The following is a 23,399-nucleotide window of genomic DNA, read 5'->3' as shown; positions in this document are numbered from 1 at the left end:
GCTCCCCGGCACGCGGCGGTCAGGCTTTCGGCCGGAAGGCCTTGCAGACCGCCGGATCGGTCTCAAGCCGGTGGCCGCCGATCAGGTCGATGCAGTAGGGAACGGCGGGAAAGACCGCTTCCAGGCAATCGGCGATGGCCGAGGGCTTGCCCGGCAGGTTCACGATCAGGCTTCGGCCCCGGATGCCGGCGGTCTGCCGCGACAGGATCGCGGTCGGAACGACCCGCAGGCTGACGGAGCGCATCAGCTCCCCGAAGCCGGGCATCATCCGCTGGCAGACCGCCTCCGTCGCCTCAGGGGTCACGTCGCGCAGGGCGGGGCCGGTGCCCCCGGTGGTGACCACCAGGGAGCAGCCCTCGGTATCGCAAAGCTCGACGAGCCGGCCCTCGATCTCCGGCCGCTCGTCGGGGACGAGGCGCCGGACCGCGCGCCAGGGCGTGACCAGCAGGCGCGCCAGCTCCCGCTCGATCGCGGGGCCGCCCAGATCCTCGTAGACGCCCCGACTGGCACGGTCCGACACGGTGAGGATGCCGATGGGGATGGGGAATGCTGTCATGGTTCAGCCGCCGCAGCATCCGCCGCAGCACGCGCCGCCCCGGCGGGCGGCGAGCTGTGCGTAATCGATCGAATAGATCCCGAGCGGAGAAATGAGTCCCTGGGCGAGGGCGGCCACATCGGCGTCACCGGCCGCCGGCGGGCAGTTGACGATCTCGAAGACGGCGGTCCCGTCCGCGGACGGGCCGGGAACGGCATCGACGTGGGCGATGGTCGCCCGGCCCTTGCGGTCGATGCTGACCAGCCGGGTGGTGTCGGTACGTGAGGTCATGGAGCGTTGTTTCCCATTGGATCGGTCGATACGCCGGTCACTCGACCACGGGACAAGCGCGCGTTACTTGATTTCGGTCATGCGCTTCGCACGCCGGCGCCGGTAAATATCGGGGATCGGGTCCGTCACCGGGAAAACTCGCAATGGAACTCCTGATCCTTTCCACGCTGCTCCTGATCGGCAGCCATGTGGTCCCCGGCCTGCCGGGGGTCCGCTCGTCCCTGGTCGCGGCGCTGGGCCGCACGGCGTTTCTCACGGCCTACTCGGCCGTTTCCCTGGCCACGCTCGCGCTCCTGGTCCGGAGCTACGCCGCCGCCGACATGGGCGCGTGGCTTTACGTTCCGCCGGCTGAGGCGAGGGTCTTCACGGTCGTGGCGATGCCGGTCGCGCTTTTCCTGCTGGTCGGCAGGCTGACGACGCCGGCCCGGACTGCGGACCCCGCCGGCATCTACCGGATCACCGCGGTTCCCGGCAGCCTGGGGGTCCTGCTCTGGACGCTGCTTCACCTGGCGTCGCTGGGGGAGGCGCGGCAGGTGGTCGTCTTCGCCGGAATGGCCGCCATCGCCCTGTTCTCTCTGGCCAGGAACTGGCATGCCGCCGGCCCCGCGCGGCGCCGGGCCGGCATCCTGCCCTTCGCCGGCATCCTGCTGGGGCGCGAGAGGCTGGAGTGGGGCGAGATCGGCTGGGCACGGCCGCTCCTGGCCATCGTCCTCTGGGCGGCGCTGCTGCTGCTTCACCCCGTGGTGATCGGTCCCGACCCGCTGGCGTACCTTTGACATGGGGCGGACGCCCGCGGCCGATGAAAACGCCGGGCGCTTGACCGCTGTCAAGGGATGCCGGGACCGATGCGGCATGATGGCGGCGAGATCACCCGGAGTTGACGATGAGCGTGACGTCCTTCCCCCTTACCACCGACATGCTGCTGGCCGACGTGATCGCCGGGGACGGCGAGGCGATAGGCCGGCTGGCCAGGCTCAACCCGGTCTTCGCCGTGCTGCTGGAGCCGGAGCACAGGAACGCCATGGCCGGCCAGATCCGGCTGGGCGAGGCGGCCCGCATCGCGGAGGTGCCGTTCGACATCCTGTGCGCCGTGCTTCAGGGCCGGCTGTCCGCAGCCGGGATCGGCCGTCCCGACGCTTCCGGTCACGCCGGCCCCGCGGCCGGCGCGCCTGATGGCGACTGGTTCGAGCAGGCCGAGCGCCAGTCCGCGCCGCACCTGGACGTGCGGCCGCTGCTGGCGTCCGGCCAGGATCCCTTCGCGCACGTCATGTCCACCGCGGCACGGGTACCGCCCGGGGGCTTCATGGTGGTGGACGCGCCTTTCGACCCGGCCCCGCTGCGCCGGGTGCTGGCCGGCAAGGGCTTCACCTCGCTCGGCCGGCAGCTGGGCGCGGGGCACTGGCGCATCTGCTGGCGCCGCGAGGAACCGGCCGGTCTCGAAGACGAGGCGCAGCCGCCGGTGCCGCAGCCGCGCCGGGGGCCGGAGCCGTGGCAGGCGGCGGACGGCACCCATCTGGACGTGCGCGGTCTCCAGCCGCCGGAGCCCATGACGCGGGTGCTCGACCTGATCGACGCGGGCACCGCCGAGCGACTCGTCCTGCATCACGACCGCGAACCGGTCTTCCTCTTCCCCATGCTGGCCGAGCGCGGCTGGTCCTGCCTGTCGGTCGAGCACCTGGAGGGCGAGGTCCGGGTCACGCTGGCGCGGGAGGAGTCGTGATCGCCCCGAGGGGAATCACATCGGGGGGAATGGCTCCGGGCTCGCGGCTGCTTCCGGCCTCGATCCCGTTCCGCTTCCTGGCGGCGGCGCTTCTGTTCCACCTCGTCGGGTGGACCGCGCTCGCCGCCGCCGCGCCGGTGATCGCCGGCGCCAGCGGCGGGCTTGGCCTGGACGTCGCGGGCCTTCACCTGATGACGCTCGGCGTGCTGACCGCCGCCGCGATGGGCGCCGGGTTCCAGCTGCTGCCGGTGGCGATCCAGGCGGACCTGCCCGCCGTCTGGCCGTGCCGGCTGGCGAGTTGGCTGCTGCTGCCGGGGGTCGCGGCGCTGGGCTGGGGCATGGCGACGGGCGACCTCCTGTTGCTGGGGATCGGCGGAAGCGCCGTCGCCCTGGCGCTGGCGGTGTTCGCCGTCGTGGTCGGCATGGCCCTGCGGCACGCCGATCGCTCCAAGCCGCAGGTCCGGCCGGTCGTGCGCCACCTCTGGGCGGCGCTGGCCTGCGTCGCGGCGCTGGCGGTGCTGGGCCTGGCCCTGCTCGGCGACTTCGCCCACGGCTACCTGGACGATCACCGGACCGTCGCGGCGATCCATCTGGCGGTCGCCTGCTACGGCTTCCTGGGACTGCTGGCCGCCGGCTTCGTCCAGGTGCTGGTGCCCATGTTCGCCCTGGTCGGGCCGCAGCCCGAAAGCCGGGTCAACCTCGTCCTCGGCCTCGCCGTCGCGGGGCTGCTGCTGGCCGGCGCCGGGTCCTTCGCCGCCGCCGCAGCCGTCGGCTTGGGTGCGGCCAGCCTGCATGTCCACGGCATGGCCGGCCTGATGCGCAAGCGGACGCGGCGCGATCTCGGGTCGTCGTTCCTGCTGATCCGGCTGTCCTGGGTCATGCTTCCCGCCAGCCTTGTCCTGGGGCTGCTGCTGGCGCTCGGCCAGCTGCCCGCCTGGGGACCGGCGCTCTTCGCGCTGACGCTGGTGGGCGGGTGGCTGCTGAGCCTCGTGCTCGGCATGCTCCAGCGCATCCTGCCGTTCCTGGCCGCGATCCATGCCGCCCGCGCCGGCCGGCGCATCCCCAAGGTGTCGGAACTCGGCGCCGGTCCGATCCTGTATGTCCAGGCGGCCTGCCACGGCGCGGCTCTCGCGGGCGTCGGGGCGGGCATCGTGCTCGACCTTGAAGGGGCGATCCGGACGGGGGCGCTTGCCGGGGCGGCGGGGGCGGGCGCCTTCATCATCTACGCGATCGACCTCTACCTGCGCATCGGCGACCTGCCGCGCGCCCGGGCCGCCGCCCCGATTGCGAAAAACAGTTCCGGAGGGACCAGTTCATGACCGCGGATACCCGGATCCCCGCCGATACCCCGGTGGGCAAGGCATGGATGGCATTGGATAGGGTGTTCGATCCCGAAACCGATCTCAGCGTCGTCGAAATGGGCCTCGTCTACGGGGTCGAGGACACGGCGGACGGCCTGCTGGTCCTGCTCAGCTTGACCCATCCGAGCTGTCCCATGGGTGGCCTGATCGTGGAGCAGGCGCAGGAGGCCCTGGCCGCCGTCGCGGCGCCCGGCCGCCCGGCGCGGATCGAGCTGACCTTCGAGCCGCCCTGGACTCCCGACCGGATAACCGAGGAGGGCCGGCGCCGATTGGCCGGGACGGGCTGACCGAGCGGGCCGGGCGCCGTCACGCCTCCGCCGGGTCTTCCTGGCAGAACTCCCGCAGGGCGTCGATGTCGGAAACCGACACCACGGCGCCCTGCACCTCCACGCCGATCGGCCGCAGCTTGGCGAGCGCGCGGGAGAAGGTTTCCGGCTGGATGCCGAGCCGGCGGGCGACCAGCGATTTTTCGAGCGGCAGCATGAAGGAGGCGTTGCCGGCGCCCGCCGGGCACAGCTTCAGCAGGAAGCCGCCGACCCGCTGCGGGGCGGACTGGACCTGGAGTTGCTCGATCTGCTGGACCAGCGTGCGCAGCCGCATCGACAGCGACCCGAGCATCGCGAAGGCGGTCCGAACGTCCGCCTGGACGCAGCGGGCGAAGGCCTGGGACGTGATCGACAGCGCGCGCACGTCGGTGACGGCCTGGGCGCAGACGGGGAAGTTGCCCTGGGCGAACATGGCCGCCTCGGCGAAGCTCTCGCCCGCGTTCACCATGGTGACCACGGCCTCCGCCCCGTCGCGGTTGATCCGGTACAGCTTCACCCAGCCTTCCAGGACGATGTAGAACCGGTCGGCCGGATCGCCCTGGACGAACAGGTCGGTTCCCCGCTCCACCGTCCGCACCGTGGCGGTCGCCAGCAGGGACGCCAGCACCGGCTCGGCGAGCTGCTGGAACAGCGGAAGGTTGCGCAGCAGCGCGGAGTCGCGGGGCGACAGGTCGGCGAGTTGGGCGGGCATAGCGGTCGCGTGCTCCTTCGGGCTGGCGCCGTCCGACTATAGCAGCTCGGCGAAGGGCAGGAAGTCCACCCTGTCTCCCGGCTCGATCCGGGTGGTTTCGTCCCGCAGCTCGATCAGCCCGTCGGCCTCTACCATGGAGGAGATGACATGCGATCCGTCGTGGCGGAACTTCGCCACCCGGCCGCCGTCCAGCAGCCGGCCGCGCAGATAGTCGCGCCGGCCGGCCGGCTTGTCGTGGGCGAAATCGGCCGCGACCTGCCAGCGCCGCGGTTCGGCGGCGACCGCGCCGGCGATGCGGCGGATCAACGGCCGGGCCACCAGGGCGAAGGTCACCATCACCGCGACCGGGTTGCCCGGCAGGCCCACGAACGGGACCGCGCCGACATGCCCGACCGCCACCGGCTTGCCCGGCTTGACGGCGAGGCGCCAGAACCCCAGCGAGCCCAGCTCGCCCACGGCGGCCTTGACGTGGTCCTCCTCGCCGACCGACATGCCGCCTGATGTCACGATCAGGTCGTGCCCGCAGGCCGCCTCGGCCAAAGTCCCGACGACGCTCCGGCGGTCGTCGCGCACGATTCCCACGTCGGTCACCGCGCAGCCCAGCCGCTTCAGCATGGCCGTCAGGGTATAGCGGTTGATGTCGTGGATCCGTCCGTCGCCGAGCGGTTCGCCGGGCTCGCACAGCTCGTCGCCGGTCGAGAACACCGCGACCCGGACGGGAGCCCGGACCCGCAGCGTCGCGTGCCCCAGCGCCGCGGCCATGCCGATGTCCTGGGGGCGCAGCACAGCGCCGCGCGCCAGGCAAAGCGTCCCGGCGGAGACGTCCTCGCCGCGCCGGCGCCGGTTGGCGTTCCGGGCCACGGCCGGCGGCAGGGTGACGAACCCATCGGCCGCGGCGCAGTGTTCCTGCATCACCACGGTGTCGCACCCGTCGGGCAGCGCCGCCCCGGTGAAGATCCGTACGGCCTCGCCCCGCCGGACGGGACGGTCCAGCGGATGGCCCGCCGCGACCCGCCCGACGACGGGAAGGGTGGACGGCCGGCCGGGTTCCAGGCCGTCGAACGCCACGGCGTAGCCGTCCATGGCGGAGCAGTCCCGGCTCGGCAGGTCTCCCGCCGCGACGATGTCTTCGGCCAGCACCCGGCCGACCGCGTCGCCCAGGCCGACTGTCTCGACGCCGGCCCCGGGGATCTCGACCCGGTCCAGAAGCGCCCCCAGGGAGGCGACGGGCAGGAGCCGGTGGTCGCCGCCGCAGCAGGGGGCGGGGAGGGGCAGGGGGAGCGGGAGGGGGAAATGTGTATCGGGCATGGGATTCAGGCCTCCACGGGTACTCGGGGCAGGGTCTCGGCCATGCGGCTCACGAAGGTGGCGACGTCGAACGCGGTCCGGCAGGCGCAGCCGTGCTCGCAGGCGGTTTCCGTCTCGCCCAGCGGGCGGGCCTCCCCGCGCACCGGCAGGAACCGCCGCTCCACGCCGTCATAGGCGTGCAGTTCGGCGGCCCCCAGGTCGAAGTACCAGCCGTGAAGGGCCAGCCGGCCGGTGACGACCCGCTCCCGGACCCAGGGATAGGTCATCAGGTTGCCCAGCGACTTGACGACCGCGGCCTGTTCCAGCACGCGCTGGCGCATCTCCGGCGGGGCGTCGGAGAGCCGCCGGAAGACTTCCTGCCGGGCGGTCCCGGCGATCTCGACCCAGGCGTCCAGGAAGGTTGCCGCCGCGCCGCAGCCGCAGCCGCGGGGATGGGCGGCGAGCGCCCGGATGCCGCCGCACATGGCATGGCCCAGCACGACGACGTGGCCGACGCCCAGCCCGCAGACGCCGAACTCGATGGCGGCGCTGGTGCCGTGGTGGCGGCCGTCGATCTCGCAGGGCGGCACCAGGGCCGCCACGTTGCGGACCACGAACAGGTCGCCCGGCCGGCAATGGGTCAGGATCGCGGGATCGACCCTGCTGTCCGAGCAGCCGACGACAAGCACCTCGGGCGATTGGCCCTCGTTGACCAGCCGCCCGTACAGGGCGGCATCGTCGCCAAGCGCGCTGCCGCGGAATTCCTCGAACCCGTCGAGCAGCCGTTGCAGGGGATGGGGCATGGCGCGCCTCCTCCCGCCCTACTGGACCAGCGGCGTTTCGGCGCCGCCCAGGTCGATCCCCTCGATCCGGGCCTTGCCCGCCAGGATCTGGAGATACTGGTGGACCGCCTGACGCCACGCGCTGTCGCGCAGGAAGCCGTGGATCGCGTCCCTGACCGCCTCGTAGGGCAGGTCATCGCCGTCGATCCTGTGCTCCAGATGCAGGACATGGTAGCCGTAGGGCGTCGCCACCGGCACCGGGCAGAGCTGTCCCGGTTCCAGGGCCACCATGAAGGTCTCGAACTCCGGCACGGTCTGGCCGCGCTCGACCTGCCCCAGGCTGCCGCCCTGCGCGGCGGACGGGCAGGCGGAATGCTCCCGCGCCAGGTCGGCGAAACGGCCGGGATGGTCGGCCAGCTCCGCGATCAGGGCCTGCGCCTTCAGCTTCGCCGCGTCCCGCGCCGCCGCGTCGGAGGGGGCTGCGGGCAGCAGGATATGGCGCACCGCGAACAGGTCGGCGCTGCGGAACCTCGCCGGGTTCCGCGCGTGGTAGCGGCGGCAGACCGCGTCGTCCGGCTCCGGCACCGCGACTTCCGCCCGCAGCAGGGCCTCGACCGCGGCTTCCTCGTCGTCCAGCGGGATGCCCCGGGCGGCGCAGGCCTGCCGAAGCAGTTCCCGCACCGCCAGGGCGTGGGCGGCGGCGGCGCGGGCCTCGGCCAGGGTTTCGCTGGGGTGGTACTGGACTTCGCGGTCGATCTCCGGGCCGGTGATCGCCACGCCGTTCACGCGGATCTCGGAAATCGGCAGGATGGTGTCGGGCATCGGGATCCCTCCCCCTCAGCGGGTGCGGACGATCTGGTACTGCCGGCCGACATAGGCGAACGGCACGCTCCAGACATGGACGAGGCGGGAGAACGGGAAGACCAGGAAGATGGTCAGCCCCAGGACCAAGTGGAGCTTGAAGACGGCCGGCACGTCGGCGATCAGCTCGGCCGCCCCGGGCCGGAAGGTGACGATGTGCTGCGCCCACTCCATGAACTTCACCATGGTCTCGCCGTCCGCATGGGCGATTGAGAAGGGGATGGTGATGAGGCCCAGGATGAGCTGGGCGTAGAGCATCAGCAGGATCGCGATGTCCATGCGGCTGCTGGTGTTGCGGATGCGCGGGTCGGTCAACCGGCGGCGGACCAGCATCGTCAGCCCGGCGAAGCACATCAGACCGAACACGCCGCCGGCGACGATCGCCAGCACCTGCTTGGCACCGTGGCCGATGCCGAAGGCGTCGAACACCGCGATCGGCGTCAGAAGTCCCACGGTATGTCCGACCAGCAGTCCCAGGATGCCGACATGGAACAGGTTGCTCGCCAGCACCATGCGCTCCTTGCGGAGCATCTGGCTGGACCCGCTGCGCCAGGTGTACTGCTCGCGGTCGAAGCGGAACAGGCTGCCCAGCAGGAAGACGGTCAGGGCGATGTACGGATAATATCCGAACAGCAGTTGGTTCAGGTGGCTCATGACGGTCTCTCCGGTCAGGCGGCGGCGGGGCGGACGGGTGGATGGCGCAACTTGGGACAGGCGGCGTCGCCGGGGCCGAAGGTGACGGGCTTCTCCTCCCACTCTTCGTCCAGGGCGGACAGGTCCTTCGCGTCCTCGATCCGGTCGGCCTCGATCACCCCGGCCAGTTTCGCCGGATCGACCTCGGCCGGGGCCAGCGCGCGGAGTCCGGCGAACACGGCGGCATAGGGGCTTTCCTTCCGCTCCAGCCTGGTGCGGATCGCCTCCAGGATGTGGGCGGCGTCGGCCAGGATCGGCAGGCTGACCTCGGCCGGCACGCAGGCGAGGAACTCGCACAGCACCGGCAGGTAGTCGGGCAGCTCCGACGCGGTCAGCTCCAGCCCGTGGGCGGCGTAGAGTTGGCCCAGGCTGACCATGGCCTGGCCGCGGTCGCGGGACTCGCCATGGACGTGCTGGTAGAGGTGGAGCGACAGGGCGCGGCTGCGGTCGAACAGCGCCAGCCATTCCTCCTGCAGGTCGATCAGGTCGCCCCGGCGCAGGGTCTCGATCAGGGCGGCGAGGTCGAGACGGACCCCGCGCGGCAGGATCTCGTCGTTGGCGAGAACCGCCTCGATCGCGTCCAGCGCCTCGACCGTCTCCGCCTGCGGATAGTCGATCAGCGCGCCGAGCGCCTTGAAGCTCAAGGGTTTGAAGGTCGAATGCCTGGAGCTCGCCATCACACCGTCTCCTTGCCGGGGGCCTTCCCCCGCACCTTGTTGCCGCCGAACAGCGAAACCTCGCTCTCGCCGTGGCCGCACCCGTTCCCGAAGCTGAAGCCGCACGAGCCGCGCAGGTCGAAGGCGTTCTCGGCATATTCCCGGTGGGTGGTGGGGATCACGAACCGGTCCTCGTAGTTCGCGATGGCGAGGATGCGGTACATCTCCTCGATCTGGTTCGCGGTCAGCCCGACCTTGCGCAGCACGTCCTTGTTCAGCTTGCCGTCCACATGCCGGCCGCGCTGGTAGATCCGCATGGCGAACATCCGGTTCAGCGCCGTCACCACCGGCTCCTCCTGGCCCGCCGTCAGCAGGTTGGCGAGGTACTTGACCGGGATGCGCAGGCTTTCCACGTCCGGCAGGTCGTCCTTGAAGCCGACATGCCCGCGCTCCGCCGCACCCTGGATCGGCGACAGCGGCGGTACGTACCAGACCATGGGCAGCGTCCGGTACTCGGGATGCAGCGGGAAGGCGATCTTCCAGTCGATCGCCATCTTGTACACAGGCGAGTTCCGGGCCGCGTCGAGCCAGGCTTCCGGCACGCCGTCGGCGCGGGCCTGCCGGATCACGTCGGGGTCCTTGGGGTCGAGGAAGATCTTGAGCTGAGCCTCGTACAGGTCCTGCTCGGAGAAGGCCGACGCCGCCTCCTCGATCCGGTCGGCGTCGTACAGCATGACGCCCAGGTAGCGGATCCGGCCGACGCAGGTTTCCGAGCAGACGGTCGGCTGGCCGACCTCGATGCGCGGATAGCAGAAGGTGCACTTCTCCGCCTTGCCCGATTGCCAGTTGTAGTAGATCTTCTTGTACGGGCAGGCGCTGACGCACATCCGCCAGCCGCGGCACTTGTCCTGGTCGATCAGGACGATGCCGTCCTCCTCCCGCTTGTAGATGGAGCCGGACGGGCAGGCCGCGACGCAGGCCGGGTTCAGGCAATGCTCGCACAGGCGCGGCAGGTACATCATGAAGGTGTTCTCGAACTCGCCGTAGATCCGTTTCTGGACCCCGTCGAAGTTCTTGTCGGCCGACCGCTTGGAGAACTCGCCGCCCAGGATCTCCTCCCAGTTCGGCCCCCACTCGATCTTCTCCATGCGCTCGCCGCTGACCAGCGAGCGGGGGCGCGCGGTGGGCATGGTCCGGCTCTCGCCGGCCTGCTGGAGGTGCTGGTAGTCGAAGGTGAACGGCTCGTAGTAGTCGTCGATCTGCGGCAGGTTGGGGTTGGCGAAGATCTGGGCCAGCAGGCGGAACTTGCCGCCGATGCGCGGCTCGATCTTGCCGTTGGGCTTGCGCCGCCAGCCGCCCTGCCACTTGTCCTGGTTCTCCCAGTCCTTGGGGAACCCGACGCCGGGCTTGGTCTCGACATTGTTGAACCAGGCGTATTCGACGCCTTCGCGGCTGGTCCAGACGTTCTTGCAGGTCACCGAGCAGGTGTGGCAACCGATGCACTTGTCCAGGTTCAGGACCATGGCGATCTGTGCGCGGATTTTCATGATCGGATAGCTCCTTACTCGGCGGCTTCGGCGGCGGTGCTGGCAGGGGAGGCCGGCCCTTCGAGCCAGTCCACCTTGTCCATGCGCCGGACGATGACGAACTCGTCGCGGTTCGCGCCGACCGTTCCGTAATAGTTGAAACCGTAGCTCTGCTGGGCGTAGCCGCCGATCATGTGGGTCGGCTTGGTCACCACCCGCGTCACGGAATTGTGGATGCCGCCGCGCTGGCCGGTGACCTCGCTGCCCGGGACGTTCACGATCTTCTCCTGGGCGTGGTACATGAAGCAGGCGCCGGCCGGGATGCGCTGGCTCACCACCGCGCGGGCGGTCAGCGCGCCGTTGGCGTTGTAGGCTTCGACCCAGTCGTTGTCCTGGATGCCGACCCGCCTCGCGTCCTCCTCGGAGATCCAGACCACGGGGCCGCCGCGGTTCAGCGTCAGCATCAGCAGATTGTCGCTGTAGGTCGAGTGGATGCCCCATTTCTGGTGCGGCGTGATGAAGTTAAGCACCACCTGGTCGTTGCCGTTGGGGTGCGCGTCGATCACCGACTTGACCGTGCCGGTGTCGATCGGCGGCTTGTAGACGCAGAGCTGCTCGCCAAAGGCCCGCATCCAGGAATGGTCCTGGTAGAGCTGCTGCCGCCCCGTCAGGGTGCGCCAGGGGATCAGCTCGTGGACGTTGGTCCAGCCGGCGGTGTAGCTGACCTTCTCGGACTCGATGCCCGACCAGGTCGGCGACGAGATGATCTTGCGCGGCTGGGCCTGCACGTCGCGGAAGCGGATCTTGTCGTCCTCCCGGGTCAGCGCCAGGTGGGCGTGTTCCAGGCCTGTCGCCTTGGACAGGCTCTCCCACGCCTTGACCGCGACATGGCCGTTAGTCTCCGGCGCGAGCGCCAGGATCACCTCCGCCGCGTCGATCGCGGTGTCGATCCGGGCCATGCCCTGGGTCCGGCCCTCCTCGATGACGACGCCGTTCAGCTCCTTCAGGAAGTCGATCTCGTCGCCGGTCTTCCAGGCCATGCCCTTGCCGCCGTTGCCTAGGCTTTCCATCAAGGGGCCGACCGCGGTGAACCGCTTGTACAGGTTGGGATAGTCGCGCTCGACCACCGCGACGCCGGGCATGGTCTTGCCGGGCACGGGCTCGCACTCGCCGCGCTTCCAGTCCTTGACGTCGACCGGCTGGCCCAGTTCCTGCGCGCTGTCATGCTGGAGCGGCAGCAGCACCACGTCGTTCTCGACGCCCAGGTAGCCGGGCACGATCTCCGAGAACTTGGCCGCGATCCCCTTGAAGATGTCCCAGTCGCTGCGCGCTTCCCAGGCCGGGTCCACCGCCGCCGACAGCGGGTGGATGAAGGGATGCATGTCGGAGGTGTTCAGGTCGTTCTTCTCGTACCAGGTCGCGGTCGGCAGGACGATGTCCGAATACATGCAGGTGGTGGACATGCGGAAGTCGATGGTCACCAGCAGGTCCAGCTTGCCTTCCGGCGCCTTGTCGCTCCAGGCGACCTCCGCCGGGCGGACGTCGGTCTCCTCCGCCATGACGGCGTTCTGGGCGCCCAGCAGGTGCTTCAGGAAATACTCATGGCCCTTGCCGGACGAGCCCAGCAGGTTGGACCGCCAGACGAACAGGTTGCGCGGGAAGTTCTTCGGATTGTCCGGGTCCTCGCACGACATTTTCAGCGAGCCCTTGGCGAGCGCCCTGGCGACGTAATCCTTGGCCTCGGCCCCGTCCGCCTTGGCAGACTTGGCGACTTCCAGCGGGTTGGTCTGGAGCTGCGGCGAACTGGGCAGCCAGCCCATCCGCTCGGCCCGGACATTGTAGTCGATCATGCTGCCGGTCCAGTCGCCGGGTTCGGCGGTGGGGGACAAAATATCGTTGACCGTCAGCTTCTCGTAGCGCCACTGGTCCGTATGGGCGTACCAGTAGCTGGTGGCGTTCATGTGCCGGGGCGGGCGGCCCCAGTCCAGCGCGAAGGCCAGCGGCGTCCAGCCGGTCTGCGGCCGAAGCTTCTCCTGCCCGACATAGTGCGACCAGCCGCCGCCCGACTGCCCGACGCAGCCGCACATCACCAGCATGTTGATGATCGAGCGGTAGATCATGTCCATGTGGTACCAGTGGTTCAGCCCGGCGCCGACGATCACCATGGACTTGCCGTGGGTCTTGTCGGCGTTGTCGGCGAACTCGCGGGCGACGGTGATCACCTTGTCCCGGCCGACGCCGGTGATGCGCTCCTGCCAGGCCGGCGTATAGGGCACGTCGTCGTCGAACGATGCCGCCACGTTGCCGCCGCCGAGCCCCCGGTCGATGCCGTAGTTGGCGACGAACAGGTCGAACACGCTGGCGACCGGCACCTCGCCGTCCTTCAGGGCGAGCTTGCGGACCGGGACGTTCCGCATCAGCACCGACTCATGGTCGGTGCCGGTGAAGTGATCGTGCTTCTTGTTGCCGAAATAGGGGAAGGCGACCGGAGCCACGTCGTCGCGGCGGTCGATCAGCGACAGCGCCAGCCGGGTCGGCTGGCCCGACGAGGACTTCTCCTGCAGGTTCCACTTGCCCTGCTGATTCCAGCGGAACCCCACCGAGCCGAGCGGCACCGTCAGGTCGCCGGTCGTCTCGTCGACCGCCAGGGTCTTCCATTCAGGATTGTTGGTTTCGCCGAGCGCGCCGTCCAGATCCGAGGCCCGGAGGAAGCGCTCGGGAACATAGCCGTCGCCCTGCTTCTTCAGCCGGACCAGCATCGGCATGTCGGTATATCTGCGGCAGTAATCCTCGAAATACGGGGACTTTCCGGCGAGGTGCCATTCCTTCAGGATCACGTGGCCCATCGCCATGGCGAGCGCCGCGTCCGTGCCCTGCTTGGGCGCCAGCCACAGGTCGCCGAACTTGGCGGCTTCGCTGTAGTCCGGGGCGACCACGACGCTCTTGGTGCCGCGATAGCGGACCTCGGTGTAGAAGTGCGCGTCCGGCGTGCGGGTCTGCGGGACGTTCGATCCCCACAGCATCAGGAAGGTGCTGTTGTACCAGTCGGCGCTTTCCGGAACGTCGGTCTGCTCGCCCCAGGTCTGCGGGCTGGCCGGCGGCAGGTCGCAGTACCAGTCGTAGAAGCTGAGGCAGGTGCCGCCCATCAGCGACAGGTAGCGGGTGCCGGCGGCGTAGCTGACCATGGACATGGCTGGGATCGGCGAGAACCCGGCGACCCGGTCGGGACCGTAGGTCTTGACGGTATAGGCGTTGGCGGCGGCGATGATCTCCTGGACCTCGTCCCACGACGCCCGGATCATTCCGCCGCGGCCCCGGATGCCCTTGTAGGCGCGGGCTTTCTCCTTGTCCTCGACGATGCTGGCCCAGGCCTCGATCGGGCCGAAGCTGCGCCGCGCTTCCCGCCACAGGCGGATCAGCCGCGACCGCACCATCGGGTATTTCAGGCGGTTGGCGCTGTAGAGATACCAGCTGTAGCTGGCGCCACGGGCGCAGCCGCGCGGTTCGTGATTGGGCAGGTCGGGGCGGGTGCGGGGATAGTCGGTCTGCTGGGTTTCCCAGGTGACGATGCCGCCCTTGACGTAGATCTTCCACGAGCAGGAGCCCGTGCAGTTCACCCCGTGGGTGGACCGCACGATCTTGTCATGGCTCCAGCGCGCCCGGTAGGCGTTCTCCCATGTCCGGTCTTCCGTCGTCACCACGCCATGACCGTTGGAGAAGGTGCCGGCATTCTTCTTGAAGAATGCCAAGCGGTCGAGAAAATGACTCACGCTGGTCTCCCTGATCCTCACCATGGGCAGGCGGTCGAACCGCCTCGCTTTCGATGGATGGATACTCGGAGTGAACTGGTGATGTGGCCTTGACTTGGATCAAATGGGCGGGATGAATTGAGATTAATGGCTTTTTGTTTTAGGCATTATTGTATTTTGTTGATTGCTGACTTAGCATTTATCAAGTGGCAAGAAGGGAGCCATTCGGGCCTTCTACGAAGCGTCTTAACGTATGAACATGGACCGGCACCGTCCCAATGCCGCTCACTCGGCATTTTAATTCTGGAAAACAGCAGGTGGCCCGAGTTCCGGCCGGAAGCGACCGTGCGGATACGAACATTCAGCTGGAAGTTACGAGCCCTGATAACGTCACCATGATACCATCGTCCGATTTGAATAGGGTGAAGGACGAGATCACGACCAAATGATCACGTCCCGTGCCCACCAGACAGCGGTCAGGAGAAGGTCAGAAACCACATTGAGATTTTCGCCGAAAGCTTGCTCCGGCCCACACTGCCCTGCTTAGACGACCCTGATCGCTCCCGGATACTGAGCAACCACGTGGTCGGCGGTCAGGAGAGTTGCGCCTTCCGTGTCAGCTTGGGCGATCAGAATGCGATCGAATGGATCCTTATGCAGTGGCGGCAAGCGGCGAACCGCAAGGGCGTGTTCACCTGTGATAGCGATCTCAACGTAGCCGGCATCAAGCAGGCCACGTCGCAAACGTCGCGGTTCGACCTGGAAATCTTCCCGACCCAGACCGCCCTTGATGACGATTTCCCAGAGGGATGCCGCGCTGAAGGCCAGGATATTGCCGGAGTCTTCGATCAGGTCGCGCGCTTCGGCCGACAGCTTCTGCGGCTGTCCGGCCGCCCAAAGCAGCAGATGTGTGTCGAGCAGCAGCAGGGTCACGCCCCGCCCTCAAACAATTCCTCAATCCGGTCCCGGCCCATTCGATCGAAATCGTCCGGCACAGTGATCTCTCCCGCCATGAAGCCGATCCGCGGGGTGGCCGCGATGTCGCCGGCTTCCAGGGGAACCACCTTCGCCATTGGCTTTCCGGCTTTCGCGATCACGAACGATTCGCCCCGCGTTACCTGTTCGATCAGCCGTGACAGGTTAGTCTTCGCTTCATGGATGTTGACGGTACGCATGGCGATTCCCGATGAACTAAGTTCATGTAGTTTAGTTCAGGCTGGTATGTCATGCAATCGGGATCGCAATGTCTCAGGTCGCATGGCGGCATCCCTTCGGCGGGGGTATTACCGTATTCCTGCGTCAGCGCCCGAAACGGAATTGCGGATCGAACCGCGCAGCGGGGCCATGGACCCCGCCGCTCCGGCCGTGTTTGCGCCTCCGCCTCAGCACCGCACCTCGGCGCCCTTGCGGGTGTAGAACCACCAGGTGCAGACGATGCAGCTCAGGTAGAAGGCGATGAAGATCTCCAGCGCCAGCACAGGGCTGCCGGTCAGCGAGATCGAGGTACCGAACAGCTTCGGGATGAAGAAGGCGCCGAAGGCCGCGATGGCCGAGGTGAAGCCCAGGACCGCCGCCGCCTCGCGCGATGCTTCCGCCGCTGCCTTGACCGCCGCCACGCCGTCCGTGCCGTTGGCGCGCTGGCGCAGGGTCAGGAAGATGGCCGGGATCATCTGGAAGGTCGAGGAGTTGCCGACTCCGGACGCCGCGAACAGCACCATGAACATCGCGAGGAAGCCCCAGAACCCGACGGACTTGTCGGGGAATCCCAGGAAGAAGATCACGCCGACGCTGGCCGCGATCATCGCCGCGAAGACCCAGACCGTGACCCGCGCGCCGCCGAACCGGTCGGAGATGCCGCCGCTGACGGAGCGGGAGAAGGCTCCGACCAGCGGACCCAGGAAGGCGTAGGCCAGCGGATCGACGCCCGGGAACTGGATCTTGGTCAGCAGCGGGAACCCGGCGGAGAACCCGATGAAGGAGCCGAACGTCCCGATATAGAGCCAGCACATGATCCAGTTGTGCTTACGCTTGAAGATCACGGCCTGGTCGGCGAACGACGCCTTGGCGTCCGCGATGTCGTTCATGCCGAACCAGGCGGCAAGCGTGCTCAGCACGATGAAGGGGACCCACACGAAGCCGGCGTTCTGCAGCCACATCGCCTTGGTCACGTCGCCCTTGGCCCAGGTCTGCGCCTCCCCGCCGAGGGTGCCGAAGATGCCGGCGGTGATCACCAGCGGCACGACGAACTGCACGACGCTGACACCCAGGTTGCCCAGGCCGGCGTTCAACCCCAGCGCCAGGCCCTTCTGCGCCTTGGGGAAGAAGAAGCTGATATTGGACATGCTGGAGGCGAAGTTTCCGCCGCCGAAGCCGCACAGCAGCGCCAGCACCAGGAAGACGGAGTAGGGCGTCGCCGGATCCTGGACCGCGATTCCGATGCCGAGGGCCGGCAGAAGCAGGCTGGCGGTGCTCAGCGTGGTCCAGGCGCGGCCGCCGAAGATCGGCACCATGAAACTGTAGAACAGCCGCAGCGTCGCCCCGGACAGGCCCGGCAGGGCCGCCAGCCAGAAGAGCTGGCCGTTGTCGAAGGCGAAGCCGATGGCGGGCAGGTTGACGACGACGACGCTCCACACCATCCAGACGGCGAAGGACAGCAGCAGGGCCGGGATCGAGATCCACAGGTTTCGCCGGGCGGCCCGCTTGCCGGTTTCCGCCCAGAAGGCGGCGTCCTCGGGACGCCAGTCGGTCAGCACATGGCCCGGAGCCCGGACCGCGGTTTGGTCTGTCATGAGGGTGCTCCTCTTCTCAGGCGGTACGGCCTTGGGGGATCGGGGTTCGGGCGGACGCGGGGACGGGATTGGCGGTCACGCCCTCGGCCAGTTCGGGCACCGCGTCGGCCCTGCCGAGATCGGGATAGCGCCGGCGTTCCATCCGCACGATGGCCGCGTGCATCCACAGGAAGGAGACCGCGACGATCAGGAACAGCAGCATGAAGCAGCTGGACCAGACGCCGGTCAGGTCGTTCAGCGCGCCGAAGGCGAGCGGCAGGATGAAACCGCCGAGCCCTCCGATCAGTCCGACGATGCCGCCGACCGAGCCGACATTGTCCGGGTAGTAGACCGGGATGTGCTTGTAGACCGCGGCCTTGCCGAGCGACATGAAGAAGCCCAGCAGGAAGGTCAGGATCGTGAAGGCGACGACGTCGATGCCGAAGGAGAATGTGATGTCGCCGCGGATGCCGTGGACCGTGTAGTCCGTCGAGGGATAGGACAGGACGAACGTGCAGGCGACGCCCACGGCGAAGGTCCAGTACATGACGCGGCGGGCGCCGATCCGGTCGGACAGCACGCCGCCGAACGCGCGGAAGATCGAGGCCGGGATCGAGTAGGCGGCGCCCAGCATGCCCGCCGTCTTGATGTCGAGCCCGTAGGCGCCGACATAATAGCGCGGCAACCAGAGCGCCAGCGCGACGAAGGCCCCGAACACGAAGAAATAATACAGCGAGAACCGCCAGACCTGGATGTTGGCCAGCGGGGCGAACTGGGCCGCCAAACTAGGCGGCGCGGCGTTGCTCTGCCGCCGCGAGCGAATGACCGGATCGTCCTCCGTCATGAACCAGAACACGGCCGCCATGACCAGAAGCCCGACCGCCCACACCTGGGCCACGGCCTCCCAGCCGAACGCGACCATCACGAAGGGAGCGACGAACTTGGTGACGGCGGCGCCGACATTGCCCATCCCGAAGATGCCCAGCGCGGTCCCCTGCTTCTCCCGCGGGTACCAGCGCGACACGTAGGCGACGCCGACCGCGAAGCCGCCGCCCGACAGGCCGACGCCGAGCGCCGCGACGAGGAACTCGCCATAGGTTTCCGCCCAGGTCAGGACCCAGGTCGCCAGCGCGGCGGCCACCATGATCGCCACGTTGACGATGCGGCCGCCGTAGCGGTCGGCCCAGACGCCCAGCATCAGCCGGCTTAACGAGCCGGTCAGGATCGGCGTGCCGACGAGCAGGCCGAATTCAGTTTCCGAGAGGCCCAGATCCTTCTTAATCTGGATGCCGATGATCGCGAAGATGGTCCACACCGCGAAACACACGGTGAAGGCCACGGTGCTCAGGGTGAGCGCCCGCGTCTGCTGAGCGGTCGTCACCTCCGGTTTGGCCCCTTGCATGCCGTTACCCCACAGGTTCGGGAAGATCGCGTTATCGAGGTCGCGAGCCTTTCTCCCGAGGCGTTATAAGATCACGAGGGGGCGGCAAGCTTGACTCAGGTCAAACTTGACAGTAAATCCGACAGGATGTTGGATTTTGATGTTTGTTGAGTTATGGATTGATAAATATCAATTCTGGTGACTGTAAATCTGCTGCGATTTTATTGGACGGGGTGCCATGACATGAAGAACTCGGATAGGGATTGGATCTCCAGCCACCCGGTCTTCAACTCCTTGCCGGCGAGCGACCTGGTCGTTCTGCTCCAGGGTGCGATCGTCCAGGATCTCCCCGCCGATGCCGTCCTGTTCAGCCAGGGCGAGCCGCCGGACTTCCTGCACATCCTGATCGACGGGAGAGTGGGTCTGATCGGCGAGGGCGCCGACGGCAAGCAGGTCGTGGTGGAGTTCATGGAACCCGGGGAGAGCTTCATCCTGGCCGCCGTATTGACGGATGCGCCCTACCTGATGACGGCCAGGACGCTGCATCGCTCGCGGGTGATGCTGATTCCGGCGAAGCAACTGCGGGAGCGCGTTTCCACCGACGCGGCGTTGGCATCCAAGATGCTTGCCTCCCTGGCCCGGCATTACCGCATGCTGGTCCGCCAGATCAAGGATCTGAAGCTCCGCTCCGCGACCGAACGTCTCGGCTGCTATCTGCTGGCGCTGGCCGGGGAGCGGCCCGAGGGACCTGACGGCCCGGCGACCCTGACGCTGCCGGTCGAGAAGGCGCTGCTGGCGACGCGTCTCGGCACCACTCCGGAGAACCTGTCCCGCGCCTTCGCCAACCTGCGTTCCGCCGGCGTCCAGACCTCCGGAGCCACCGTCACCATCGCCGACATGGCACGGCTGCGGACGGCTTCCTTCTCCGACCCCGAGATTCCGGACTGAGAGTCCTCATCCCGGCCGGCCATCGACCCGGGTGCTGGTCAGGATCGGGGCGAATTCCACCAGATAGAGCAGGAACGCGACCGCCCAGAGAACGCCGGACACGCCTATCGCCGGCGCCTGCCACTCCATCGAGATCATCGGCCCGAAGACCCGGACCAGCGCCGCGGCATTGACGATCGCGAAGGCGGCGGTCATCAGGCGCGTCGCCTCGATCGGCCGCCCGGTATGGCCGCGGGCCGTGCGGGCCATCATCCCCAGCGTCAGGACACCGACGCCACCGATGGTGAAGGCATGATCGGCCGCGCCGGCCGGCAGGCCCAGTCCAAGGGACGATCCCGCGCCGAGCAGCAGAGCGACGGCGATCCAGGCATGCCCGGCATGAAGCACCCACAGCATCGGATGCTTCCGCGTCGCCCAGGGCATCCAGCGCAGGCCGCGATACAGGAGCAGCGCGGCGGCCGCCAGCGCCGCGAGGCCGCCGACGATGGTCGAGGGCGCCGCCACGGACAGGATCGCGGTCGCGACGACCGCCGCCGTGACGCAACGGTCCAGCCTGCCGCTCCGGCGGATCGACACCTCCGGCAGCCGGTTTGCGGTGAAGAACGGGATCACCCGGCCGCCCATCACCACCAGGATCACCATCATGATCCCGAGCACGCCCCGCGTGGCCTCCGCCGCCGGCACCGGCATTCCGGCCGCGTCCAGATGGAACAGGAGGTTGGCGGCCCCGAGAGCCATCAGGGCGAACGGGAACGCGATGTTGCGCCGGTTGCCGGTCGCAACCAGGGGCGGCAGCATGGCCGCCGCCGCCAGGGGCAGGAAAGCGACATCGATCGCGGCGACCGCCTGCCAGGGCAGCCCGTCCATCAGCAGGGACGCGCGTCCGGCAAGCCAGATCCCGGCCAGCCCGGCCAGCGGGATGCCGGTGGGGGTCGGACGGCCGGTCCAGTTGGGAATGGCCGTGAAGAGGAACCCGACCAGCACCGCCGACGTGAATCCAAACAGCATTTCATGGGCATGCCATGCCGGCGGGGCGAAACTTCCGGGAAGGGCGAGGTGCCCGTGCCAGATGCCGATCCACAGGGGAATCCACGCCACCGCCAGGCCGGCCGCCAAGAGATAGAAGGGGCGAAAGCCGAGGGTGAAGAGGACGAGGCGCCTGGGGCGGCCGCTGGCGCCGCCGATGCCGGATATGACCATGCCAAGATTCCTGAATTTGGTGCATGGATCATCATCGCCGCCGCTTCCATTCCCCGGCTTGATCACGGTCAAGAGGACCGCTGGCCGAAGCCCGATCTGACAGCAGTTCGCAAGGGCACTTTCATGGGGACTTTGCCGGCTGATAGAGGCTCTGAGCTTTTGGTAACCCTCACGCAGCAGCGCTAGCGGCATGCATCAGAACGAAGCGTCGGGCAGCACCCCGGCATAGGAACCACCGCGTTCCGCGCCCTTGCCGGCGGAGTGGGGGGGCGGGAGATTTCGTGCCGGTTGTTCTGGCGACTTCCTTGTTCACGATCGGCTTGCAGGCAGATCATTGTCACCGCTGACAGAGCGATACGGTTTCCGTGACTGAACCACACCGCCGACTTGCTAAAAGGTGCCGGCCGGAAGCGCTGGGAAAACAAGGCTTTGGGAGGGAAGTTGGTTGGGGGACTAGGACGTCCAACCTAACTCTAAATTGCTGAGAATCTCTATTCCATATAGGCGGGATCCGTACTAGCACGCCTTGATTGGAGCAGCAATGTGGCACATTCCATTGGCTGGCGGAAGGGAAAACTGCTGACAGCCTACTTCCGCTGCCCTTGGCTTGATGAGTATCAGTGGATATATGCTTGAGTGTGTGGACACCAACGGAATAAAATCTATCGGGCTTGCAACCTGTAATTTGCATGTCAGATTTTGCCCCCGTAACCACTGACAGCTGACGCCCGGCCAACTCCCATGGTCGGACAACTGTGGTTTGGTCGGCCTCCGTCACACGGCGACACAATATGTGCCAGTTTGCCGGAGAGCACGGATTCTCAGGAACGCGGCGCCATCACCCCCCACTCGATAAGTGCAGCGATCCCATCCATTGCCTCAGCTTCCAACTTGGCGTCGGCCAGCAACGTTCCCAGTTCCTCAACCTTTCGGGAGTAGAGTGCGGGCGCCATAAAGTGTAGGAATAGACGATTGTGTAACCTAAGATTGTCGGGCTCGGCGCAAAACTCGACTCAACGCACTGCGGTCACCGAGATCAGGAACAACGCCTCAGTCAACCGGAAGTCCCTCTTCTAGGCGATCGAAACATCTTCCGAAGGCGGCCTGGCTCTTAAAGAGATCATATAGGACGTGCCGAGCCGTCTGTGCGATTAGCTTGGGTCGAAGACCTTCATAGCGCGTTTTGTTGTCAGGGACCAGACCTGGAGGGAAGGCTACAAGGGGCTGTACACTGAACCGCGGCGTCCGTGCACTAAACCACATCTGCCGTTCTCCTTGCCCTTCTGTGAGCTTCCCCTTTACGCGGGCACCCTCAATGCCGTGTCCGTCCTCTGCTTTGCCGCCCGATATTCCTCGAAGGGCTTCCTGAGCTCCTTGTTCACCGGAAACTGACTCTGCAGCCAATCAACAAACGTCCGATCGTTCAGGGTGTCCCAGGTCACGTCCTTCATCACTACGGAGACCTTCATCGCATCGCACACTTCATCCACGTCCGGGAAAGCCCTGTCGAGCAGGTACTTCAGGTACTCCTTGGCCTCTTCGGCCGTTGGCTTATCACCGGCCATTTGTGCCTGAAGGTCGCTTGGAGGATTGGCGCGCACCGCCCTCCAGAACGCGTGAACCAGATCCTTCTTCGAGTTCTCGGACTCTCTGGAGAACTGCCTCCGAACCGCTTGCTTGTGCTTTTCCAACTCCGTCTGGAGCTCCTTCACCCGCTCATCGAACTTTGCCCTCTTGGATTTGAGAATGACACCCCCGTAAGTCGGGTGGACCCGGATGAATCCCTTCCTGACCTCGTTGGCGGCCGCGCGCACCTTGTCGCCGCCGATCCGGCTTCCGTCGGAGATCATGCGGAACGCCGCGGTCAGACGGTCCCGCGTGTCCTTGTCCTTGACGACGGTGAGGAGCTCCGCTGGGATCTTTACCGTATGGTTTTGAAGCTGCGCCCCCTCGACGCTCAGGTCGACGAACTGGACGTGGGCGGAGAACACCCGCACAACCCGGCCGAGGTCGAAATCCTGGACCGGATTGTCCTGAATGCTCTTCTCGATGCGCTTGATTTCCTCGTCCGGAACTGCCTCGACGCCGATCTCCGGCTTGGCGGCCGGCGACGGGCTCGACCCGGCCGAGGGCGCCGTCGCCGCGACGAGGGCCTCGATCTGGTCCGGGGTCGCCCGGATCGCGTTCGGGCATCCCGCCAGACGCGACGGCGCCTCGATCATGAGGGGCGGCATCCCGAAGATGTAGCCCGTGTTGTCAGCCAACAGGAAGCCGATCCTCAGCCCCCGGCACCGCCGGATGCTGATGGTGGTTTCGAGCAGGCCGGAGTAGCCGTCGATGTTCCCGTAGCCCACGCGGCAATTGTCCTCGTCGATGTCGAGAATGACCTGGACCTTGGCCGGAGGCAGGTTCTCCCCGGCCAACCGCAGCGCGGCGGCGACCCCCTCATCGATACCCGGCGCCGCGAGCACGACGCGATCGCGCGCGCGTGCGATGAGATTTCCGATTGCATCCATTGAAAGCCACTCGAAGACTTGATTAGACATGTCGTGCCCCGGTGCTCTGCACTATTGTTATTGAATTCGTTCGCGGTGAACTTCAGTACGCACGCGCATTCCGGCAAA

The 23,399-nt window shown here is 67.4% G+C and carries 21 protein-coding genes; 5 read left to right on the top strand and 16 right to left on the bottom strand.

What is annotated here, in order from left to right; genetic code table 11:
* Window positions 1–19: 19 nt before the first annotated feature.
* Together mog and JL100_RS15455 are read right to left on the bottom strand one after the other, a co-directional pair.
* On the bottom strand, window positions 20–556 hold the full coding sequence (gene mog, locus JL100_RS15460) for a molybdopterin adenylyltransferase (protein WP_202681478.1): 537 nt from the start codon (window positions 554–556) through the stop codon (window positions 20–22).
* Window positions 557–559: 3 nt separating this feature from the next.
* Window positions 560–826 (bottom strand): hypothetical protein, encoded by a 267-nt coding sequence (locus JL100_RS15455; protein WP_202681479.1) that lies wholly within the window; start codon window positions 824–826, stop codon window positions 560–562.
* Window positions 827–969: 143 nt separating this feature from the next.
* On the opposite strand from JL100_RS15455, the gene JL100_RS15450 reads away from it, so the two are divergent.
* The 4 genes from JL100_RS15450 (at window position 970) to JL100_RS15435 (ending at window position 4,194) form a co-directional block, all read left to right on the top strand.
* Entirely contained in the window at window positions 970–1,602 is a 633-nt protein-coding gene (locus JL100_RS15450; RefSeq protein ID WP_202681480.1) for an NnrU family protein, read from the top strand.
* Between the two features lie 107 nt (window positions 1,603–1,709).
* Entirely contained in the window at window positions 1,710–2,546 is an 837-nt protein-coding gene (locus tag JL100_RS15445; RefSeq protein WP_202681481.1) for a DUF2249 domain-containing protein, read from the top strand.
* A gap of 29 nt (window positions 2,547–2,575) precedes the next feature.
* Window positions 2,576–3,865, top strand: coding sequence for a hypothetical protein (locus JL100_RS15440; protein ID WP_202681483.1), 1,290 nt, complete (start codon window positions 2,576–2,578; stop codon window positions 3,863–3,865).
* The gene (locus tag JL100_RS15435; RefSeq protein WP_202681485.1) at window positions 3,862–4,194 is read left to right on the top strand and encodes a metal-sulfur cluster assembly factor; all 333 of its coding nucleotides are present in this window, start codon (window positions 3,862–3,864) and stop codon (window positions 4,192–4,194) included. The genes JL100_RS15440 and JL100_RS15435 overlap by 4 nt, the downstream gene beginning before the upstream one ends.
* Before the next feature lie 19 nt (window positions 4,195–4,213).
* Here JL100_RS15435 and JL100_RS15430 read toward each other — a convergent pair whose 3' ends face one another.
* From JL100_RS15430 to JL100_RS15375, 12 genes are all read right to left on the bottom strand, one after another.
* The gene (locus JL100_RS15430) at window positions 4,214–4,924 is read right to left on the bottom strand and encodes a Crp/Fnr family transcriptional regulator (protein ID WP_202681495.1); all 711 of its coding nucleotides are present in this window, start codon (window positions 4,922–4,924) and stop codon (window positions 4,214–4,216) included.
* 36 nt (window positions 4,925–4,960) lie between these two features.
* Entirely contained in the window at window positions 4,961–6,232 is a 1,272-nt protein-coding gene (locus JL100_RS15425) for a molybdopterin molybdotransferase MoeA (protein WP_202681497.1), read from the bottom strand.
* Window positions 6,233–6,237: 5 nt separating this feature from the next.
* Window positions 6,238–7,014 carry a carbonic anhydrase gene (locus JL100_RS15420; RefSeq protein WP_202681499.1) on the bottom strand — a complete coding sequence of 259 codons (777 nt, stop codon included), beginning with the start codon at window positions 7,012–7,014 and terminating at the stop codon, window positions 6,238–6,240.
* 18 nt (window positions 7,015–7,032) lie between these two features.
* On the bottom strand, window positions 7,033–7,815 hold the full coding sequence (locus JL100_RS15415; protein WP_202681501.1) for a peptidylprolyl isomerase: 783 nt from the start codon (window positions 7,813–7,815) through the stop codon (window positions 7,033–7,035).
* Between the two features lie 15 nt (window positions 7,816–7,830).
* Complete coding sequence (narI, locus tag JL100_RS15410; protein ID WP_202681503.1) at window positions 7,831–8,508, bottom strand: respiratory nitrate reductase subunit gamma; 678 nt, start codon at window positions 8,506–8,508, stop codon at window positions 7,831–7,833.
* Window positions 8,509–8,522: 14 nt separating this feature from the next.
* Window positions 8,523–9,224 (bottom strand): nitrate reductase molybdenum cofactor assembly chaperone, encoded by a 702-nt coding sequence (narJ, locus tag JL100_RS15405; protein ID WP_202681505.1) that lies wholly within the window; start codon window positions 9,222–9,224, stop codon window positions 8,523–8,525.
* Window positions 9,224–10,750, bottom strand: a complete 1,527-nt coding sequence (gene narH, locus JL100_RS15400) for a nitrate reductase subunit beta (RefSeq protein ID WP_202681506.1) — start codon at window positions 10,748–10,750, stop codon at window positions 9,224–9,226. Before narH ends, narJ begins: the two co-directional genes overlap by 1 nt.
* Window positions 10,751–10,764: 14 nt before the next feature.
* Window positions 10,765–14,499: a nitrate reductase subunit alpha gene (locus tag JL100_RS15395; RefSeq protein WP_202681507.1), complete on the bottom strand. Its 3,735-nt coding sequence runs from the start codon at window positions 14,497–14,499 to the stop codon at window positions 10,765–10,767.
* Window positions 14,500–15,021: 522 nt separating this feature from the next.
* Window positions 15,022–15,411 carry a type II toxin-antitoxin system VapC family toxin gene (locus tag JL100_RS15390; protein WP_228420732.1) on the bottom strand — a complete coding sequence of 130 codons (390 nt, stop codon included), beginning with the start codon at window positions 15,409–15,411 and terminating at the stop codon, window positions 15,022–15,024.
* A complete protein-coding gene (locus tag JL100_RS15385; protein WP_202681508.1) occupies window positions 15,408–15,653 on the bottom strand; it encodes a type II toxin-antitoxin system Phd/YefM family antitoxin in 246 nt (81 codons plus the stop codon). Before JL100_RS15385 ends, JL100_RS15390 begins: the two co-directional genes overlap by 4 nt.
* 207 nt (window positions 15,654–15,860) lie before the next feature.
* Window positions 15,861–17,267 carry a NarK family nitrate/nitrite MFS transporter gene (locus JL100_RS15380; protein ID WP_202681509.1) on the bottom strand — a complete coding sequence of 469 codons (1,407 nt, stop codon included), beginning with the start codon at window positions 17,265–17,267 and terminating at the stop codon, window positions 15,861–15,863.
* A 16-nt stretch (window positions 17,268–17,283) separates the two neighbouring features.
* Window positions 17,284–18,648 (bottom strand): MFS transporter, encoded by a 1,365-nt coding sequence (locus JL100_RS15375; RefSeq protein WP_202681510.1) that lies wholly within the window; start codon window positions 18,646–18,648, stop codon window positions 17,284–17,286.
* Window positions 18,649–18,870: 222 nt separating this feature from the next.
* Here JL100_RS15375 and JL100_RS15370 point away from each other — a divergent pair, with 222 nt between their 5' ends.
* A complete protein-coding gene (locus tag JL100_RS15370; protein ID WP_202681511.1) occupies window positions 18,871–19,575 on the top strand; it encodes a cyclic nucleotide-binding domain-containing protein in 705 nt (234 codons plus the stop codon).
* 6 nt (window positions 19,576–19,581) lie between these two features.
* Here the strand turns inward: JL100_RS15370 and JL100_RS15365 are convergent, their stop codons facing one another.
* Both JL100_RS15365 and JL100_RS15360 read right to left on the bottom strand, forming a co-directional pair.
* Window positions 19,582–20,775 (bottom strand): NnrS family protein, encoded by a 1,194-nt coding sequence (locus JL100_RS15365; RefSeq protein WP_202681512.1) that lies wholly within the window; start codon window positions 20,773–20,775, stop codon window positions 19,582–19,584.
* Between the two features lie 1,298 nt (window positions 20,776–22,073).
* On the bottom strand, window positions 22,074–23,321 hold the full coding sequence (locus JL100_RS15360; RefSeq protein ID WP_202681513.1) for a hypothetical protein: 1,248 nt from the start codon (window positions 23,319–23,321) through the stop codon (window positions 22,074–22,076).
* Window positions 23,322–23,399 lie beyond the last annotated feature (78 nt).

It is taken from the genome of Skermanella mucosa (assembly GCF_016765655.2).
In the GTDB taxonomy this organism is placed as follows: Bacteria; Pseudomonadota; Alphaproteobacteria; order Azospirillales; family Azospirillaceae; genus Skermanella; species Skermanella mucosa.
Note: the sequence above shows the minus strand (reverse complement) of the source record. Positions and strands in the feature narration are given on the sequence as shown.